Source organism: Microbacterium sp. NPDC090225 (assembly GCF_044772365.1).
Taxonomy (GTDB): Bacteria; Actinomycetota; Actinomycetes; order Actinomycetales; family Microbacteriaceae; genus Microbacterium.
Window position 1 is genome coordinate 263,087 of the sequence record NZ_JBIVYS010000002.1, and the last position, 18,627, is coordinate 281,713.

At 70.6% G+C, this 18,627-nt stretch carries 20 protein-coding genes; 9 read left to right on the top strand and 11 right to left on the bottom strand.

Annotated elements, in window-relative coordinates; all coding sequences use genetic code 11:
- Window positions 1–11 precede the first annotated feature (11 nt).
- A complete protein-coding gene (locus ACIQTT_RS15190; protein ID WP_402791866.1) occupies window positions 12–494 on the bottom strand; it encodes a hypothetical protein in 483 nt (160 codons plus the stop codon).
- Between the two features lie 9 nt (window positions 495–503).
- A complete protein-coding gene (locus tag ACIQTT_RS15195; RefSeq protein WP_402791869.1) occupies window positions 504–1,055 on the bottom strand; it encodes a hypothetical protein in 552 nt (183 codons plus the stop codon).
- 57 nt (window positions 1,056–1,112) lie between these two features.
- On the opposite strand from ACIQTT_RS15195, the gene ACIQTT_RS15200 reads away from it, so the two are divergent.
- Window positions 1,113–2,066, top strand: coding sequence for an aldo/keto reductase (locus ACIQTT_RS15200; protein ID WP_402791872.1), 954 nt, complete (start codon window positions 1,113–1,115; stop codon window positions 2,064–2,066).
- 16 nt (window positions 2,067–2,082) lie between these two features.
- Here ACIQTT_RS15200 and ACIQTT_RS15205 read toward each other — a convergent pair whose 3' ends face one another.
- The 5 genes from ACIQTT_RS15205 to ACIQTT_RS15225 form a co-directional block, all read right to left on the bottom strand.
- Entirely contained in the window at window positions 2,083–3,609 is a 1,527-nt protein-coding gene (locus tag ACIQTT_RS15205) for a serine hydrolase domain-containing protein (protein ID WP_402791874.1), read from the bottom strand.
- Window positions 3,610–3,623: 14 nt separating this feature from the next.
- A complete protein-coding gene (locus ACIQTT_RS15210; protein WP_402791876.1) occupies window positions 3,624–4,166 on the bottom strand; it encodes an ArsR/SmtB family transcription factor in 543 nt (180 codons plus the stop codon).
- 52 nt (window positions 4,167–4,218) lie between these two features.
- Window positions 4,219–5,367, bottom strand: coding sequence for a calcium:proton antiporter (locus ACIQTT_RS15215; RefSeq protein ID WP_402791879.1), 1,149 nt, complete (start codon window positions 5,365–5,367; stop codon window positions 4,219–4,221).
- A gap of 232 nt (window positions 5,368–5,599) precedes the next feature.
- Entirely contained in the window at window positions 5,600–7,033 is a 1,434-nt protein-coding gene (gene cycA, locus ACIQTT_RS15220; RefSeq protein ID WP_402791882.1) for a D-serine/D-alanine/glycine transporter, read from the bottom strand.
- Between the two features lie 28 nt (window positions 7,034–7,061).
- Complete coding sequence (locus tag ACIQTT_RS15225; protein ID WP_402791885.1) at window positions 7,062–9,941, bottom strand: hypothetical protein; 2,880 nt, start codon at window positions 9,939–9,941, stop codon at window positions 7,062–7,064.
- A 177-nt stretch (window positions 9,942–10,118) separates the two neighbouring features.
- Between ACIQTT_RS15225 and ACIQTT_RS15230 the strand changes: the two genes are divergently transcribed.
- The 4 genes from ACIQTT_RS15230 to ACIQTT_RS15245 are packed head-to-tail and all read left to right on the top strand — an operon-like array spanning window position 10,119 to window position 13,536.
- Complete coding sequence (locus tag ACIQTT_RS15230) at window positions 10,119–11,066, top strand: ABC transporter ATP-binding protein (RefSeq protein ID WP_402791888.1); 948 nt, start codon at window positions 10,119–10,121, stop codon at window positions 11,064–11,066.
- On the top strand, window positions 11,063–11,824 hold the full coding sequence (locus tag ACIQTT_RS15235; RefSeq protein WP_402791891.1) for an ABC transporter permease: 762 nt from the start codon (window positions 11,063–11,065) through the stop codon (window positions 11,822–11,824). The genes ACIQTT_RS15230 and ACIQTT_RS15235 overlap by 4 nt, the downstream gene beginning before the upstream one ends.
- A gap of 9 nt (window positions 11,825–11,833) precedes the next feature.
- The gene (locus ACIQTT_RS15240; RefSeq protein WP_402791893.1) at window positions 11,834–12,925 is read left to right on the top strand and encodes a sensor histidine kinase; all 1,092 of its coding nucleotides are present in this window, start codon (window positions 11,834–11,836) and stop codon (window positions 12,923–12,925) included.
- On the top strand, window positions 12,922–13,536 hold the full coding sequence (locus tag ACIQTT_RS15245; protein ID WP_402791896.1) for a response regulator: 615 nt from the start codon (window positions 12,922–12,924) through the stop codon (window positions 13,534–13,536). Before ACIQTT_RS15240 ends, ACIQTT_RS15245 begins: the two co-directional genes overlap by 4 nt.
- On the opposite strand, the gene ACIQTT_RS15250 is transcribed toward ACIQTT_RS15245, so the two are convergent.
- Complete coding sequence (locus ACIQTT_RS15250) at window positions 13,533–13,931, bottom strand: MmcQ/YjbR family DNA-binding protein (protein ID WP_402791899.1); 399 nt, start codon at window positions 13,929–13,931, stop codon at window positions 13,533–13,535. The genes ACIQTT_RS15245 and ACIQTT_RS15250 overlap by 4 nt on opposite strands.
- Window positions 13,932–13,933: 2 nt before the next feature.
- The gene (locus ACIQTT_RS15255; RefSeq protein ID WP_402791902.1) at window positions 13,934–14,587 is read right to left on the bottom strand and encodes an SOS response-associated peptidase family protein; all 654 of its coding nucleotides are present in this window, start codon (window positions 14,585–14,587) and stop codon (window positions 13,934–13,936) included.
- A 69-nt stretch (window positions 14,588–14,656) separates the two neighbouring features.
- On the opposite strand from ACIQTT_RS15255, the gene ACIQTT_RS15260 reads away from it, so the two are divergent.
- Entirely contained in the window at window positions 14,657–15,595 is a 939-nt protein-coding gene (locus tag ACIQTT_RS15260; protein ID WP_402791905.1) for a DMT family transporter, read from the top strand.
- Here ACIQTT_RS15260 and ACIQTT_RS15265 read toward each other — a convergent pair whose 3' ends face one another.
- Together ACIQTT_RS15265 and msrB are read right to left on the bottom strand one after the other, a co-directional pair.
- Window positions 15,596–16,195, bottom strand: coding sequence for a nitroreductase family protein (locus tag ACIQTT_RS15265; protein WP_402791908.1), 600 nt, complete (start codon window positions 16,193–16,195; stop codon window positions 15,596–15,598).
- Window positions 16,192–16,602 (bottom strand): peptide-methionine (R)-S-oxide reductase MsrB, encoded by a 411-nt coding sequence (gene msrB / locus ACIQTT_RS15270; RefSeq protein ID WP_247624993.1) that lies wholly within the window; start codon window positions 16,600–16,602, stop codon window positions 16,192–16,194. Before msrB ends, ACIQTT_RS15265 begins: the two co-directional genes overlap by 4 nt.
- Window positions 16,603–16,673: 71 nt before the next feature.
- Here msrB and ACIQTT_RS15275 point away from each other — a divergent pair, with 71 nt between their 5' ends.
- Genes ACIQTT_RS15275 through ACIQTT_RS15285 form a run of 3 tightly spaced genes read left to right on the top strand, consistent with a single transcriptional unit; the run spans window position 16,674 to window position 18,531 of the window.
- Window positions 16,674–17,666, top strand: coding sequence for a DUF2332 family protein (locus ACIQTT_RS15275; protein WP_402791912.1), 993 nt, complete (start codon window positions 16,674–16,676; stop codon window positions 17,664–17,666).
- 9 nt (window positions 17,667–17,675) lie between these two features.
- Window positions 17,676–17,933 carry a DUF3263 domain-containing protein gene (locus ACIQTT_RS15280; RefSeq protein ID WP_402791915.1) on the top strand — a complete coding sequence of 86 codons (258 nt, stop codon included), beginning with the start codon at window positions 17,676–17,678 and terminating at the stop codon, window positions 17,931–17,933.
- 25 nt (window positions 17,934–17,958) lie between these two features.
- The gene (locus tag ACIQTT_RS15285; RefSeq protein ID WP_402791918.1) at window positions 17,959–18,531 is read left to right on the top strand and encodes a LytR C-terminal domain-containing protein; all 573 of its coding nucleotides are present in this window, start codon (window positions 17,959–17,961) and stop codon (window positions 18,529–18,531) included.
- Window positions 18,532–18,627 lie beyond the last annotated feature (96 nt).

Here is an 18,627-nt window from a genome sequence, read left to right on the forward strand (position 1 = left end):
TCAGGTCGCGCTCACTCGTGCGGGTGTTCTCCGCGCAGCAGTTCCGCCCGCTGATCGTCGACGCCGCTCGGGATCGTCTCGCCGTAGGTCGTGACGTCGGGGCCTGCAGAGGTCTTCTCGATGCCGCAGACGGCCGCGCCTTCGTTGCCGTCGCGATCCGTCGGGACGACCACGAACCAGGTCGTCTGCTCGGCCAGCCACTCGACGGTGCCCCGGTCGCTCGCGTACGTCGCGCCGTCCGCGTACGCATCGACCTTCTCGACGCACAGCTGCACGAGCTCACCGTCGGTGGGGTCGGCAGCGGCCGGGGGCGACGAGGGAGCGGGCGCCGTGGACGGGCTCGACGACGGAGTGGGTGTGGCCGTGGAGGTGGGCGCGGTGGTTGCCGTTCGCGTCGGAGCCGGTGTCGCCGACGAGGCGGGGATCGGAGTTCCCGTGCAGCCGGCGAGCAGCGCGACGAGAGCGATGAGGGGGACCACGGCAGAACGGCGCATTCCTGAATGCTATTTCACGGTGATCACGGACTGCGCGTTGGTCGCCGTGTCGCACGTCGTGATCCGCCAGACGTCGGAACCCGCATCATCGACCCGGGCCATCTCGATGATGAGAGGGCTGGGCCACTCCTCGCCCGAGCGGTCGGCCGCCGTGTACGCACTCGTTCCGGCCGTCTGCTCCGCCTTCGTGAGGGTGACGTCGCGGCTGGCGAACACCTCGAGGGTCCGCACGTCGGCGAGCGTCTCCCGCCCCGCCGCGGGGTCGTCGACCCGCTCGCCGAACGCATCCGTCCGGCCGCTCGCGCTGCGGATGCGCCACGCCCACCGCTCATCGATGTACTCCAGCCGCAGGCCGACGACGGAGCCGCCGACGGCCTCGGATTCGCTCGGCAGGGATTCGAGGAAGTCCGTCGGCCAGGTGAACTCCGCGGGCATGCACGTGCCGGGGTAGTTCTCGCCCACCGCAGCGGGCGGGTCGGGGACGGATGCCGCGCACCCGCCGAGCATTCCGGCGAGTGCGACGGCGAGGATGGCGACGGATGCTCGGCGCAGGATATGCATGCGGTGAGAGTATCCCGAATCGGAAATACGCCACGGGATTCGTCGGTTGCGCCGAGTATGACTCGTATCGGAAACAGTGACCTTGATGTCTTCCCGCTCTCGCTCGGCGGCAACGTGTTCGGCTGGACGGCCGACCGCGACACGTCCTTCGCGGTTCTCGACGCCTTCGTGGCGGGCGGCGGCGACTTCGTCGACACCGCCGACGGCTACAGCGCCTGGGTGCCCGGCAACTCCGGTGGCGAGAGCGAGACGATCATCGGCGAGTGGTTGGCCTCGCGCAAGCCGCAGGGCATCACCGTCGCCACGAAGGTGAGCACGCACCCGGAGTTCCGTGGGCTCGCCGCGACGAACATCCGCAAGGCCGCCGAGGCATCGCTGGCGCGCCTCGGCGTCGACGCGATCGACCTCTATTACGCGCACTTCGACGACGAGAGCGTGCCGCTGGAGGAGACCGTCGGAGCCTTCGGTCAGCTCGTGGCCGACGGCCTCGTGCGCAACGTCGCCGTCTCGAACTACTCCGGCGACCGCATCCGCGAATGGGTCGAGATCGCCCAGCGCACGGGGGTCGCCCTGCCCGTCGCCGTGCAGCCGCACTACAACCTCGTGCACCGCAACGACGTCGAGAACGACATCATCCCGGTGGCCGAGGAGTTCGGCCTCGGACTCGTGCCCTACTACTCGCTGGCGAGCGGCTTCCTCACGGGCAAGTACCGCTCCACCGAGACCGCGGGGCAGTCCTCGCCTCGCGCCGAAGGCGCGGCGAAGTACGCGACTCCCGCCGGTCTGAAGATCATCGATGCCCTCGAGGAGATCGGCTCCGCGCACGGAGCCTCGATCGCCGCGACGTCGCTGGCCTGGCTCCGCGCGCAGCCGACCGTCGTCGCCCCGATCGCGAGTGCCCGCACGGTCGAGCAGGTTCCCGACCTCCTCGCCGGCGCCCGCCTCGAGCTGAGCGCCGACGAGGTGCAGACGCTCGACCGCGTCTCGGAGTGGACCCCCGCGCACGCCTGAGAGGCCACCGGCATCCTCACCAGAGGAAGGTGACGCCGACCGCGGCCGCGACACCGATGGCCGCGGTCGGCCACCAGAACCATCGTCGACGCGCGGGGAGGAACGGGAGCGAGCGACCGCGCAGCACGAGCAGTCCGACCGCTGCCAACGTCGGCGCGAGAGCGACGCCCCACACCCAACCGCCGACCGCGAACCATGGGCCGCTGTGCCAGAGCAGCAGGAGCCCGGCGAGCGCCCAGACGAGGTCGCTGAGCGAGGGGAGCAGCGCTTTCGCTCGGAGGGCCCGGAGCAGCGCGACGACGCCGAGCACCAGCGCAATGCCGAAGACCGACCATCCCAGGATCAGATACGGCTCGGCTGGGCCGGGGATCGGCGCACCCGAGAGATACGACATCGCGACGAAGTCGACGGTAGCGACGGTGTTCGACAGGGCGATGAAGGCCGTGCCGGCGTCGCGGTCCATCGTGAGGATCGTGCGGAAGCCCGCTGTGCCGCCGTTGTGCCAGGTCTGAGTTCCGGCGCCGTCGAAAGACGGAGAGGTGATCCAGCCCCAGCCGATCTCGCCCTCCGCTCCCAGGGGAGCTGTCGGATCGAGTGCGGCTGCGCCCGGCGCCGAGCCGTCGAGGTTCGCCCGCGCCCAGATCGCCAGGTCGGATGCCGTGGTGAACGTCGACGACCCCGCCGGAAGATATCCCTCCCCCCACCAGCGCGGTGCGGGTGTGCCGTTGAGGAGGAAGCCCGGAACCGCATCGGCCGGCACCTCCGCGGCCGTCGCGGCGACCGTGGTGTGCTCCATCCCGAGCGGACCGGTGAGGCGCTCGTCGAGCAGCGTCGCGTAATCGTCGGCGCCGGCCGTCTCGACGAGCGCGGTTCCGAGGAGCGAGACGGCGAAGTTCGAGTAGACGGCGCCCTGGTCGGGATCGACGGGGGCGATGGCCGCGTCGGCGATGAGCTGCGCCGTGGTCGACGACGCGTAGGCGTTGTCGTTGAGGATCAGGCTCGTCACCGCGCCGTCGGCGGCCGTCGCGCCCAGACCGGGGAGTCCGGAGGAATGCTGCGACAGGGACGCCAGGGTGACGTCGCCGGCGGCCGTTCCTTCGAGGGCCGTGAGGTGCTGCGCGAGGCGATCATCGGGGGCCACCTCTCCGCGTTCGATCGCGTCGGCGAACAGCGCTCCGGTGAAGGTCTTCGTGATCGAACCGAGTTCGAACACGGTGTCGGGCCCGGGCGCCCCCGGGGTTGCGGGATCGGCGTCGCCGAGACCCGCGAAGACGACGCCGTCCGGATCGATCTCCGCGACCGACAGCGAGCGGAATCCGTCGAGGCCTCCGGGCAGAGTGCGGATGCTCTCCGCCAGGGCCTCGTCACCGATCCAGACCGAGCTCACGGTCTGCTGCTGCGGCCCGACGGCCGCGCCGAGGGCGACAGCCGCGATCGCGGCAGTCGCCAGGAGGCCGAGCACGGGGCCGGGGGAGCGTCGCGCGGGCGACGTCGACGCCGCTGTCGTGGTGTGATCGGCGAGTGCGGGGGTGGGGGAGGTCACGGTGCGGCTGCTCCTCAGCTCGAGGCGATCATGGTCAGGACGAGGAGCGGCACGACGCGCGCCCCCGGCACCTCGTAGAACCCGCGGCGCGGGGAGGACAGCCACCCCGCGCTCACGAGCTGGCGGAGGTGGTGGTAGAGCTGGCCGGACGAGGCGAACTGCTCCAGTTCGAGCAGCTCAGCGGTGGTCTGGGTGCCGGCGAGGATGACGCGCACGAGCTCGAGACGCACCGGATGCCCCAGCGCTTCGAGGGGACGAGCGAGTTCGCCCCAGTCCTTGCCGAGGAGCTCTTCCGCGTAGAGGCCGTACTGCCAGCGGATGGGCCCGGCGGGCACCTCGACGGCACCCGCCATCATCACCGCGCCGGGAGCCCTGCGTCCGAGTTCATTGACGAACCAGAGCGGATCGGCGGCGGGGTCCGATGTCGCAGCCCCCGGTTCAGGCGCCGCGGTCGAGGTGTCGGCCGACGGCTCCCCGACTTGCGCCCTCAACCGCTCGAGTTCGCGTTCGAGGGCGTCGACCCGGCTTTCGATCGCGTGCAGCGCGTCACGTTCCATGGCTACGACCGTAGCAATAGTTCGTAATTACGGAGAAATCGAACTTCTGTACTCAGCTGAACAGCACGATCACGTACACCGCGAAGACCGCGAGGTGCGCGGCCCCATGCATGGCCGTCACCCGCTTCGCGGCGAACGTCGTCACCGAGAGCAGCAGGGTCACGCCCAGCATCAGGAGGTTCGCGGGCGATTCGGCGAGCACCACGGCCTGACCGGTGAGGATGCCGATGACCAGCACGGCGGGGATCGTGAGCCCGACCGTCGACACGAGCGCACCGTGGCAGAGGTTCACGACCCGCTGCGCCTCGCCGCCGAGGGCGGCGCGCACCGCGGTGAGGGACTCGGGCAGGAATACGATCGCCGCGATCAGCACGCCGGCCAGCGCAGCAGGCGCACCGAGCCGACCGAGGGCGTCGTCGAGGAGCGCCGCCATGTCGTGCGAGAGCAGCACGATCGGGGTGACGGTGACCACGAGCAGGACGAGGCGCACGAGGACTTCGGTGCGGTGCTCGGCGAGAATCTCGCGGATGCCGGTGCGCGGCGCCGGTGCCGCGGCATCCGTCCGTCGCCGCAGGCGTTCGTCGACCTCGGTGAAGTCGCCCGCCTGCGCCCCCATCTGCCGGAACAAGAAGAACGCGTAGATCCCGAGGGTCAGGATCACGATCGGGATCTCCTGACCGAGCGTGTACGAGCCGTCGCGGCCGATGAGAGCCGGCAGGGCGAACGCGAGCGCGACGAGCACCACGAGCATCGCCAGATAGGCCGAGGCGCCCGTGCGGTTGTGCGCCATTCCTCGATGGCGGAGCCCGCCGAGGAGAAGAGCGAGACCGATCACGAGGTTCAGGATGATCATCGCGACGGCCATCACCGAATCGCGGGCGATCGTGGCGTGCTCGCCCGGCCCGAGCATGACGGCCGAGATGAGGATCACCTCGATCAGCACGATCGACAGGGTGAGCACGAGCGATCCGTACGGGTCGCCCAGGCGATGGGCGAGGGCCTCGGCCTGCTTCACCACGCCGAACGCGCACACCAGGATCACTCCGATGATCACCCCGAGGGCGACGATCAGCAGGGGGACGGCGACGGGCGCCGCGAGCAGGGGATGCGCCAGCAGCACGACGAGATAGGCGCCCCAGCCCAGGGCGATTCGGGCGATGTCGGGTCGTCCGACGAACTGCTTCACAGCGGTGGGGATCATCATCCGGTTCCTTCACGGGGCCGTCCCCGGGTGATGACGCGAACCGGGTCGTCCCGGCCGCAGCGTGCGCCGTGCACGCCGATGATTCTACCGGCTCTCCCCGACGGATTCCTGGGCAGATCTGTGCTGCTCGCCCGTTGCCGCATCAGGCGAGTACGCCGCTTCAGGCCATTCCGGCCGGTGCAGGCCTGTGCTCGCAGGATCGCCTGATCCGGCCGGTACCGCCGACCTCCTACTCGCCCCCGTCGTCGTCGCTGCGCAGGTGCGCGATGTGCGCCGCGTGCCGCTGCAGATGGTTCGGCGAGCGGCGCACGAAGAACCAGGCGACGACGAGCAGCGCGAACCAGATCGGCGTCACGAGCAGGGCGGTGAGGGTGTCGGGCTGGGTGGTCAGGGCCCAGAGGATGAAGACGAAGAACGCCAGCACGACGTAGACCATGAAGACGCCGCCCGGCATCCGGAAGGCGGAGGTCGCGGCCTTCTCCGGACGCCGGCGGCGGTAGACGACGTAGCTGAGCAGGAAGATCGTCCACACGAACATGAAGCACACGGCGGAGACCGTCGTCACCATGTCGAAGGCGGTGCCGATGTCCTCGCCCGCGTAGAGCAGCACGACGCCCGACAGCAGCAGGATGCAGGAGAGGAACAGCGCGTTCTGCGGCACGCGGCGTTTCGACAGGCGGCCGAAGAGCTTCGGGGCGTCGCCGTCCTGCGCGAGCCCGAAGACCATGCGCGAGGTGGAGTAGATGCCGGAGTTGGCGCTCGACATCGCCGAGGTCAGGACCACCAGGTTCACGACGGTCGCAGCGATGCCGAGACCGGCCAGGGCGAACATCGCGATGAAGGGGCTCTCGCCGGCGACGTACTCGGTCCAGGGGGTCACCGCCATGAGCACGATGAGGGCGCCGACGTAGAAGAGCAGGATGCGGATCGGGATCGCGTTGATCGCCTTGGGCAGGTTCCGCTTCGGGTCCTTCGTCTCGGCCGCCGCGGTGCCGACCAGCTCGATCCCGACGAACGCGAAGACCGCGATCTGGAAACCGGCCACGAAGCCCATGAACCCGTGCGGGAACATGCCGCCGTGGCTCCAGAGGTTCGCGAACGACGCGGTACCGGCGTCGTGCTGGAAGCCGGTGAAGATCATCACGAGACCGGTGACGATGAGCGCGACGATCGCCACGATCTTGATCAGCGCGAACCAGAACTCCATCTCGCCGAAGGCGGCGACCGTGGGGAGGTTCAGCGCGAGCAGGATGACGACCACGGCGACACCCGGGATCCACAGCGGGATGCCGGGGAGGAGGGTGTTCGTGTACCCCGCGATCGCGATGACGTCGGCGACGCCCGTCACCACCCAGCAGAACCAGTACGTCCAGCCCGTGAAGAACCCGGCCCACGGCCCCAGCAGGTCGCTGGCGAAATCGCTGAACGACTTGTACTTGAGGTTCGACAGCAGCAGCTCGCCCATCGCGCGCATGACGAAGAAGAGCATGAACCCGATGATCATGTAGACGAAGATCACCGAGGGGCCGGCCACCGAGATGGTCTTGCCGCTGCCCATGAAGAGCCCGGTCCCGATCGCACCGCCGATCGCCAGGAGCTGGATGTGGCGGTTGCTCAGCGCTCGCCGGAGGTGCTGTTCTTCGTCGGTACTCTGCACGGTCACCCGATGCAGAGTAGCCGACGAGAACGGGTCACTCCGAAGCGACACCCGTGCGACGCAGCGCCAGGGCACCGAGCGCGAGGAGCGCGAGTGCGACGAGCGCGACCGGCCCTGCGGGGAAGTCCGACCCCGTCGTGGCGAGCGCGTCACCGGCCCCCGATCCTGCGCCGGGGCCCGATCCGGCACCGCTGTCGCCTCCGCCATCACCGCTGCCGCCGTCGGCGACCGCGGCGAGCACGGTCACCGCGAGTTCGCCCGTACCCGAGGCCGCCGTGGCGGTCAGGGTGTGCGCGCCGGGTGTGACGGATGCCGGAGGAACGACGACCGTGCGTGCCGTGCCGTCGGCTCCCGCGGTGAGAGTCGCGAGGCGCACCGGGTCGGAGTTCAGCACGAGCTCGATCTGCTCGCCCTCCGCGAAGCCCGAGACGGTGATCTCGGAGGGCGAGCCGATTCGAAGGGTGCCGCCCGTGACCGCGATCCGCTTCTCGGTGAACGCCGCACCGAACGACAGCTCGACGGTCTGCGAGGGGAAGAGCTTGAACTCGACGGGCGAGAGGTCCTGCGCCTCGGTGCCGTCGCCGTAGATGTCGACCGTTCCCGAATCGAGCAGCAGGCGCACGGAGGTTCCGTCGGCGAGGTCGCGCACGCCCGCGATGCCCTCGTAGGAGCCGGGCCAGTTCTCGAGCCCGAGCGTGCCGGATGCCGCGACCGGGGCGTCGTCCAGCGAGCCGGACCACCCGAAGAGGGCGAAGCGGCCGGTGTCGTCGGCGCTGCCGCCGACGATCAGGTAGTCACCGGACTCGGCGCGGGCCACGTCGCGGATCGCGCGTCCGCCGAGGTCGAGGAGGATCGGGTCGCCGACGACGGCATCCGCGCCAGCGACGACGTCGGCGATGTCGGCGATGGGCACGATGAGCGCATCCGCGTCGTCGCCGACCTCGGGCGAGCGGAAGCCGAGCCACAGCGTCGTGCCGTCCGGCGCGATCGCCGCTCCCTCGATGTTGAGCGAGTCGGGGCCTTCAGCCGAGACGCCCGGCTGGGTGGCCGCGAGGAACCCGAAGCGGTCGGCGCCCAGGCCGTGCTGGTCTTCGTGATCCCAGGCGACGAGCGCGTCACGCAGCACGTTGCGGTAGCCGACGAAGGAGAGCGTCGCGTTCGCGCCGGATCCGGAGATCTGCGTCTGCAGCACGATGTTGCGATCGAGGCGCACGTTGCCGCTGCGGGTGTTGCCGGTCGATCCGATCCAGAAGACCTGATCTCCGGCCTGGGCGACGGCCTCGAAGTCGTGGGCCTCGCCCGCGCGTTCGAACTCGATGCGGTCGCTGAAGTCGAAGGCCGCGACGGCCTCCCCGCCCCGCTCCGAGAACAGGCGGATCGCGTTCGAGTCGTCGTCGGCCGCGAAGAAGAACCCGTCACCGGCGTCGATCGCGGCGGAGGCATCCGACATCCCGAAGTGCCCGCGGGCGTTCTCGTCGGCGAAGGCCGGGGCGACGCGGTAGGGGAGCTGCGAGATCGCGGTGCGCCCGTCGTCGGTGCGCAGGTGGACGGTGAGCACGGCGCTACCGGTGGCCGCGGGCGTCGCCGCGAGCCGGAACGATCCGTCTTCGGCGACATCGAGACGGATGGCCTCGTCGGGCACCACGGTGGGGTTGCTGCTGGTCACGGTCGCCGTGACGGCCTCGCCCGCGGCATCGGAGATCACGCCGGTGGCGACGGGATTGGTGCGCTGTCCGAGCACTGCGGCGAGGGCGCTGCCGGCGCCGCCGGGGACGCGCACGTCCCACGACAGGGTCGGCTTCGCGAGGATGGGACCTGCGGCATCCGTTCCCGGCTCGAACCCGGGCGCGAAGGCGACACCCCGGAAGGCGGTCTGCGGCGCGGCCGTCGCGAGGACGTCGGTCTGCGCGGTGAACGCGGCGTCGTCACCGGTGTCGACGATGCGCACGATCTCGTTGCCCTGGTTGAGGCCGCGCACGGCGTACAGCACCGAGTCGTCGCCCGCCTGGCGCGCCTCGAGGCCCCAGAAGTCGCCCGGCAGGGTCTCGACCCAGGTCCAGGTGGCGCCGGTCCGGCGGTACTTGGCGATACCTTCGCCCGCACCCTCGGTGTAGCCGACGTAGAGGTGGTCGCCGGCGAAGGCGAAGTCGTGCGCGACGGATGCGCCGACCGGCGCCGCGGCCACGAGCGTGAGCGGTGCGCCCGCGGCGGTCGGGATGCCGGTGCCGACCGTGTTGAGCCCCGAGAACCCGCTGCGGTCGCTCGTGAGGTAGAGCTGTCCGTCGTGGATGTCGACCACGCGACCGTTGTTGAGGTTGCTGCTGCCGGAGACGACGGCGGTGGGGTCGGACCCGCCGGCCTCGACCGTGAGCACGCCGCCGGCGGGAGCCGTGGAGTCGCCGCCGTGACCGCCCGCCCAGTAGCGGGTGCCGTCGATCGTGGCGGTGCCGCGGATGTGGCGCAGCGAGAATCCTCCGGCGAGCGTCGTGGCGGTGTCGACGTCGCCCTCCGACCCGATCCGGGCGATCACGCGCAGCGTGGCTGGGGCAGCCGTGTCGTTGAGTGAGCCCGATCCCGGGGCCGCGTCGTATCCGCCGAGCGTCACGTAGCGGTGGTCGGCCGACTGCTGCAGCGCACCCTGCTGGTCGCGGTTCGCCCCGAGGGTGAACGCGTGCTGGTCGCCGGCGGCCGCCGTCGGCAGCGCGATCGTGTCGCCGAGCTCGCCCTGCCCGTCGAGGAGCTGGATCGTGACCGGAACCGCGTCGTTGCCGGTGGTCACGCCGTCGCCGACCACCGAGACGGCGAGCTGGTCGGCGACGGCATCGGCGGCGACGGCCGCCTGCGGGGCGACGATCGCCGCGCTCGCCGCGACGAGCGCGGCGAGGCCGAAGGAGAGGGAGCGGGGGATGGGCACGGCGAGTACCTCCGGTCGGGGGTCGGGTAGATCCGACACAAACGGAAGCGGAAGAACGGATGCCGACGCGGGGGTGAACGGCAGGCGAACAGCGCACCGGGAACATGACGGATGTCATCCGCACCGCGTGACATCGACCTCCGGTGCGGGCCGTGCGCGCGGCGCTTCACTGGGAGCATGAGCCAGTCCCTCGTCGCCCCCGCCGATCGCCCTCCCGCAGACTCCGCGCCCGCCGTCGATCTCACCGGCATCGTCCGCCGCTTCGGGCACGGCGCGAATCGGATCGTCGCGGTCGATCACGTCGACCTCCGCATCGAGCGCGGTGAGGTGGTCGCTCTGCTCGGCCCGAACGGCGCGGGCAAGACCACCACGATCGACGTGCTCCTCGGACTCTCCGAACCCGACGAGGGCACGGCGCGCGTGCTCGGCACGCATCCGCACCGCGCGGTCACGGCGGGGCGCCTCGCCGCGGTGCTGCAGACCGGCGGACTGCTCTCCGATCTGACCGTGCGCGAGACGATCTCGGTGGTCGCCGGGCTGCACGGCGCCTCCGGTCGCATCGCCGAGGTCATCGATCGCGCCGACCTCACCGCGATCGCGCGTCGCCGCGTCGGCAAATGCTCGGGTGGCGAGAAGCAGCGCGTGAAGTTCGCGCTCGCGCTGCTGCCGGACCCGGACGTGCTGGTGCTCGACGAGCCGACCGCGGGGATGGACGTCACCGCCCGTCGCCGCTTCTGGGAGGCGATGCGGGCGGATGCCGACGCCGGCCGCACGATCGTGTTCGCCACCCACTACCTCGAAGAGGCCGAGCAGTTCGCGCGGCGCACGATCGTCATGAATCACGGCCGTGTGGTCGCCGATGGCGCCACCGCCCGCCTGCGCGCGTCACTGGGCGGCCGCATCGTCTCGGCGACGATCCCCGGCGGGATCGCTGCGCTCGCCGCGGAACTCCGCGCCGACGCCTCCGTCGCCGAGGTGTCGAACGACGCCGATCGGCTCACGGTGCGCGCCGAGGCATCCGATCTGCTCGCCGGACGGCTGCTGTCGCTCGGTGCCTGCGATCTCGAGATCACCGCTCCCACCCTCGAATCCGCCTTCACCTCGCTCACGGAGGACCCGTCATGACCACGCTCGTCGCCCCCGCGCTGTACCGCACCGAACTCGTGCGGCAGATCCGCAACCCGTACACGCTCGCCTTCACCCTGGCGATGCCGGTGGCCATGTATCTGCTCTTCGGCGCGAGCATGTCCTACGCCTCGCAGAGCGTGGGCCAGGCGAACGTCTCGTTCTACGTGATGGTGTCGATGGGGGCGTACGGCACGGCCACCGCGATGAGCTCGCTGTGCTCGCTCGCCGCCTCCGAGGTCGGACAGGGGTGGGGGCGTCAGCTCGCGCTCACCCCGCTCTCGACCGCGGGATACGCGGTGACCAAGGTGCTCGCCGCGGTGTCGTTCTCGGCCCTCGCCGTGGTCTTCGTCTATGCCGCCGGCCTCGCGACGGGTGCCGAGGCATCCGACACCTGGCGCTGGTTCGCTGCCGCGGGGATCACCCTGGGGCTCGGCCTGATCTACGGACTGTTCGGACTCGGCGTCGGCCTCGCCTTCAACTCCGACTCGGCCGCCGCTCTCGCGTCGATCTCGATCACCTTCTTCGGTTTCTTCGGGAACGTCTTCATCCCGCTCGACGGCGTGATGCTCGACATCGCGAAGTGGACCCCGATGTACGGCTACGTCGCGCTGGTGCGCTGGCCGGCCACCGACGGCACCCTCGTGGCGGGTGGGGCCGACCCGCTCTGGGCCGTGCTGCTGAACGTCGTCGTCTGGGCCGTGCTGTTCGCCGCGCTCGTGCGTCTCGGCGTGATGCGCTCGCGCAGCCGTCGTTAGGCTGGGCCGATGACCACCGAGGCTGCCGCGACCCCGGCGCACACCGGCCCCTGGGAGCGCTGGGGATGGTTGATGGCCGTCGTCTGGATGGTCTTCCTCGTCTACCCGGTGCTGGCGCTGCTCGCCTCGGATGCCGCGAGCGGATGGGTCGTGCTCGGATGGGCGGGACTCGTGGCATTCGCCACCGTGTACGTGATCGGATTCGTCATCGGGATGCGCTCGTCGTGGGGACGACCGCGCCCGATCGTGCGCACGCTGTTCTGGGTGCAGATCGCGTGCGCGCTCGCGACGATCCCGGCGATCGAGACGAACGCCCTCAGCTTCCTGCCGTACCTCATGTCTTACGCCAGCTACGGACTGCGGGGTGTCTGGCACTGGGTGACGACCCTCGCGGGCATCGCGATCGCCGCGACGACGATCGTCGCGACGGGGCGGTTCGGCGACCACTTCCAGATCCTCGTCATCGTGCTGCTCATCGCGGTCGTGAACACCGTGAACACCTGGTTGATCTCGCGCTCGGTCGACGCCGACAAGGTGCGGATGGATCTCGCCACCAGCGAGGAGCGCACGTCGATCGCCCGCGACGTGCACGACCTGCTCGGGCACACCCTCACGGCCGTGAAGCTCAAGGCCGAGCTCGCCGAACGTCTCGTCGACCAGGACCCCGAGCGTGCGAAGGCCGAGCTCGTGCAGATCGTGCACCTCACGGGTGAGGCGATCGCCGGCGTGCGCAGCACCGTCACCGGCATCCGCAGCGTCGCGCTGGCGGAACAGATCGACGCGAGCACGGTCGCACTCGAGTCGGCGGGACTGCACGTCGACGTCGAGGGCGACCCGTCGGCGCTGTCGCCCGCGCAGGCCCTGCCCGCCGGGTGGATCGTGAGGGAATCGACCACGAACATCCTGCGCCACGCGGAGGCCCGACGGGTGCGGATCACGATGGCTCCCGGGGTGATGGCCATCGAGGACGACGGACGCGGCGCTCGCGGACCCGCGGGCAACGGCCTGCGGGGCATGGCCGAACGCGCCGCGGCGGCCGGTGCCGTGCTCGCCGTGGAGGATGCCCCGACGGGCGGGACGAGAGTGAGCGTGACCTGGTGAGCGATCCGATCCGGCTGTTGCTCGTCGACGATCAGGCCCTCGTGCGGGGCGCGATGGGTGCGCTGCTCGAGCTCGAGGACGATCTGACGGTCGTCGCCGAAGCCGCCGACGGTGCCGAGGCGGCGGACAGGGCCGCGCAGGCGCAGCCCGACGTGTGCCTGATGGACATCCAGATGCCCGGCATCGACGGCGTCGCCGCGACGCGCGCGGTGTGCGAGGTGAGTCCGTCGACGCGCGTGCTGATCGTGACGACCTTCGCGCGCCCGGGGTATCTGCGTCAGGCTCTGGACGCCGGGGCGAGCGGCTTCATCGCCAAGGACACCCCGGCCGCCCAGCTCGCCCACGCCGTACGACGGGTGCACCAGGGGCTCCGCGTCGTGGATCCCGCGCTCGCCGAGGCCTCACTGTTCGAGGGCGCCAACCCGCTGAGCGAGCGAGAACAGCAGGTGCTGCGGCTGTCGGCCGACGGGCGCGCGATCGCGCAGATCGCCGCCGAGGTGTTCCTGTCGGCCGGGACGGTGCGCAACCATCTGTCGTCCGCGATCGGGAAGACGGCGACCGAGAACCGTGCACAGGCGGCCCGCATCGCCCGGGACAAGGGCTGGATCTAGGACCCCTGGATCTCGGGGGCGGGTCTCGCGAAAAGCTCGGGATCGACGGGCCGCTGCGCACGGGGCAGCTTCTCGACGACCAGCAGGTACGACTCGGTGACCAGCTCGGTCACGAGCCCCGGTTCGAGCGAGGGACCCGGGCGCAGCGAGATCCAGTGCCTCTTGTTCATGTGATAGCCCGGAACGATGTCGGCGAACGTCTCGCGCAGCGCGACCGCGTCGTCGGGATGCGACTTGACGGTCACCCGGCCCGTGCCGTCGAGGGGGAGCAGGAGAAAGACACGTCCGCGCACCTTGTAGACGTCCCACTCCGGTCCGAAGGGGTTCGTCAGCTCGGCACCGGGCAGTTCTTCGGCGCGTTCGGCCGCCGTGGCGGTGAGGGCATCGGCATCCATCGTCAGAACAGCCGATCCGAGCCCTTGTCGTCGGATCGCGCCGTGACGGCGACGCGATCGTCGAGGGATGCCGCCGCGAGCAGCGCCTCGTCGATGAGCTCGCGATCGCCCTGGGCGGTGAGCCATTCGTGGGCGAAGGCGGTCGGGATGAGGACCGGCATGCGGTCGTGCACGTCGACGAGATGGGCGGGCGCGGGGCGCATCACGATCGAGTAGCAGGTGAACCATTCGCCGTCAGCGGTGCGGCCGCGCTGCGTGACGGCCGCCATGCCGAACAGGGTGCCCCCGCCCATGCCGAACTCGTGCCACACGCGCTCGGGCTTCTTCATCTCGAACCAGCCGGTCGCCGGCACCAGCGCGCGGGTCTTGAGCGAGCCGGGGCGCTCCTGCAGACGCTCGGAGCGGGTGTTGATCGAGGGGAACTTCGCGGGTTCGCCGTTCACGAGGAATCCCCACCACGCGGGCTCCAGCGCGGTCTGGCCGTCGGCATCGACGACCACGGGATTGAGGTTGCGGAGGTTCTTGCCGGTCGGGCGCAGGGTCTCACCCGCGTTCTGCTGCGCCCACTGGCGCAGGCCGTCGAGCACGTCGGCGTCGGCCTCGGCCAGCAGCTCGGCGTCGGTGAATCGGGGATCCAGTCCATAGCTCGCGCACATGCCCACAGGCTAGTCCGGGCCACCGACATCCGTCAGGGGCGCGAGGGCGAATCCGGTACCGTGAAACGAGTGACTCCGACCCGTTCGCTCCCCGCGCCGCTCGCGATCGGCGGCGCCGTGGCGATCGGCGTCATGACCGCGATCCAGGCGCGCATCAACGGCGTCCTCGGTATCCGTCTGGGCGATGGCGTCGTCGCCGGCCTCGTCTCGTTCGCCGTCGGCACGGCCGTCCTGGCCGTCATCGTCGCCTCGCTCCCGTCCGGGCGCGCGGGCATGGGCAGGCTCGTCGGCGGCATCCGAGGGAGGAAGATCCCGCCGTGGATGCTCCTCGGCGGCGCCTGCGGCGCCCTCACCGTTTCTACGCAGGGGCTCACCGCCGCCGTGCTCGGGGTCTCGCTGTTCACCGTGGGCGTGGTCGCGGGCCAGACCCTGCACGGGCTCGTGCTCGACCGGATCGGCTTCGGTCCTGCGGGCGTCGTGGCCGTCACCATGGGACGCGTCGCCGGTGCCGCGCTCGCGCTGGTGGCCGTCGGGGTCTCCCTGGGCGGTGACGTGCTGCGCACCGCTCCGCTGTGGATGCTCGTGCTCCCGTTCGCCGCCGGAGTGGGCATCGCCTGGCAGCAGGCCGTCAACGGGCGGCTGGCGCAGCGCGTGTCGTCGCCGATGGTGGCGACCATGACGAGCTTCATCGCCGGGACCCTCGTGCTCGCCGTCGCCGCCGCGATCAGCGTCGCCGCTCAGGGAGCGCCGCACGCGCTGCCCGCCGAGCCGTGGCTGTACACGGGCGGCTTCCTCGGCGTCGTCTACATCTTCCTCGGGGCGTTCCTCGTGGCACACACCGGCGTGCTGCTGCTCGGACTCGGCTCGGTGCTGGGGCAGCTCGTCGCTGCGGTCGCGATCGACCTGATCTGGCCCACCGAGGCGGGGCCCGCGAGCTGGCAGATCGTCACGATGGTGGCGATCGCCGCGGCATCCGTGCTCGTGGCGGTCGTGCGCCGTCGGCGCTGACTACTTCGCTTTCTTCTTTTTCTTCGTCGCGTTCTTCTTCGCGGACTTGTCGTCCGTGGTCGCGCCGTCCGACGGCATCCGCGTCAGCAGTGCATCGGCATCGACGGGCGTACGCCGCCCCGGTGACTTCGCCGGCTTGTCGCCGACGTAGAGCCACCCCAGCAGCACCTCGTTCTTCGCCAGTCCGTGCGCCCGCGCGACCGCCTTCGACCGGGTGTATCCGCCGGTGCGCCAGAACACGCCCCACCCGGCTTCGTCGAGCAGCAGGCTCAGCGTGTGCGCGACACCGGAGGCGACCGCCTCCTGCTCCCACACCGGCACCTTGTGGTTCGTGCGATAGCTGCCGACCACCGCGATCAGCAGCGACGCGCGCAGCGGCTTGGTCGACGGCTTCTTCTCGCCCTCGGCCTTCGCGATCGCGGCGCCCAGGGCGAGCCGGTCGTCACCGCGCAGCTCGATCAGTCGCCACGGCCGCAGCGACGAATGGTCGGCCACGCGCCCGGCGGCGGCGATCAGCGGAAGGAGCTCCTCGCGGGAGGGCGCCTCCTCGGTGACCTTCGACCAAGACTGCCGCGAGCGGACGGCGTCGAGCGCGCTCACGCCTCGGGGGCCTCGGGAGTGAAGTTCATCGCCAGCGAGTTCATGCAGTAGCGGTCGCCGGTCGGGGTGCCGAAGCCGTCGGGGAAGACATGGCCCAGGTGCGATCCGCACGTCGCGCACCGCACTTCGGTGCGGACCATGCCGAGCGAGGTGTCCTCGATGAGCTCGACGGCCTCGGGGCGGATCGACTCGTAGAAGCTCGGCCAGCCGCAGCCGGAGTCGAACTTCGTGCCGCTCTGGAAGAGCTCGGCGCCGCATGCGCCGCAGGTGTAGAGGCCGGCGCGTCCCTCGTCGAGCAGCTCGCCGGTCCAGGCGCGCTCGGTCGCCGCCTGGCGCAGCACGGCGTACTGGTCGTCGCCGAGCTCCTTGCGCCACTCGTCTTCGGTCTTTTCCACGCTGTACGACATGAGTCCTCCTGGGGTCCTCTCCATTCTCCCCTGTCGCGGGGCGCCGGGCTGCGTGCATCCACAATGGAGGGATGACGGATGCTGTTCGCGAGCGCTACGCGCGCTTCGCCGAGAAGGAGGCGCCCGGTCGCAGCGCGCTGTACGCGGAGTGGGCGGCGGGCGTCGCCGGCGACGGCCCGGTGCAGGACGTGCTCGCGCGCATCCCCGAGAACCGGCGTCAGCCGCCGCTGGTCTTCGCGGTGACCCGCCTGCTCGGGGCGTCGCTCGACGGATACCCCGTGTGGCGGGAGTTCGTGCTCCGCACTGCGGATGCCGTCGTCGCCGAGTGCACCGCGCGATCGCTGCAGACCAACGAACCGCTCCGCCTCGCGGCGCTCCTCCCGGTGCTGTCGGAGATCGACGGACCGATAGCGCTGCTCGAGATCGGGGCATCCGCGGGTCTCTGCCTGTACCCGGATCGCTACTCGTACCGCTTCATCGGGCCCGACGGCGAGGTGCGGGTGGCGCTCGACCCGCCCGACGGGGTCTCGCCGGTCGTGCTCGACAGCCGGGTCGAGGGTGAGCTTCCCGAGCTGCGGCTACCCGAGATCGTGTGGCGCGCAGGGATCGATCTCGCGCCGCTCGATGCGCGCGATGTCGACGACCGTCGGTGGTTGCAGGGGCTCGTGTGGCCGGGGGAGAGCGGCCGCGAGCAGCGGATCGCGGCGGCGCTCGACATCGCTGCCGCCGATCCGCCGCTGCTCGTCGCCGGCGATGCACTCGAACGCCTTGATGCTCTCGTCGCCCGAGCGCCGGTCGGGGCGACTCTCGTGATCACCACTCCCGGCGTGCTCGTGCATATCCCGCGCGCGGCCCGCTCGGCCCTGGTCGACCGCATCCGGGCTCTGCCGGCGCGGTGGGTCACGATCGATCCACCCGGACTCCTCGACGTCTGGGAGCCGCCGATCGACGCCGACGTGTGGCCCGGGTTCGCCGTCGCGCTCGACGGCCGGGTGCGCGCTGCGGCCGACCCGCTCGGCGCATGGTGGGAGTGGCGCGGCGCCGAGTCACCGTGCGCGCCCTAATCTGGGCACATGATCGGTGACCTCACGGAGCGCGACCGCGCGATCCTCGCGCTGGAGACGGTCTGGCCCCGGCACGGCGGTGCAAAGGAAGAGGCCATCCGGGCGCAGCTGGGTATGAGTGCGGCGCGCTACTACCAGCTCCTCGGCCGGCTCATCGAGTCGGATGCCGCGCTCGAGTTCGATCCGATGCTGATCCGCCGGTTGCGCCGTCTGCGCGATGCGCGCGTCGTGCGTCGTTCGGCACGCACCCCCGGTTTCGTGGGCTGACCGCGCTCTCGGATAGCATCGTGGGGTGTCCAAGCCCACCCGTGATCGTTTCGACGACGTCCCCCGCTCATCCGGCCGCGTCGGGGCGCACCGCGCCGAAGCGCCGGGCATGAACGGTTGGGTGGTGCTGCTGTGGTCGTTCGTCGCCGCCCTCGTGCTCATCATCGTCGGCATCTTCGGCTCGCTGGTGGTGATGGGTCGCATCGACCTCTTCCCCGAAGCGGTGCCGACCGCCGAGCCGACTCCCGTCGAGACGGGTGTGCTCGACACGACGTTCGAAGTCACGATCCTCAACGCGACGCCCGATGAGGGACTCGACGAGCAGATGCGCGAGACGTTGCTGAACGCCGGGTTCACCACCGTGTATGCGAGTGACAGCGGCAGCCAGGACTTCGAGACCACGACCGTGTACTACGTCGACGAGGCCGATCGTCTCGCCGCGCTCGGTGTCGCCGATCTCATCGGGGGAGCGGAGATCGAGCAGAGCGACTTCTACGCCGACCTGAACGACGGCGAGGCGAAGCAGCTCACGATCGTCGTCGGTCTCGATCGCTCCGCCACGGCTCCCGAGACTTCTGCCGAGACGCCCGCTCCCTGAGACGCGTCGGGCACCCTCCGTCCGCGGCTTGCACTCGCAGGGGTCGAGTGCCAGAATGGCGTTAGCACTCTCTCACTCTGAGTGCTAAACCCAACG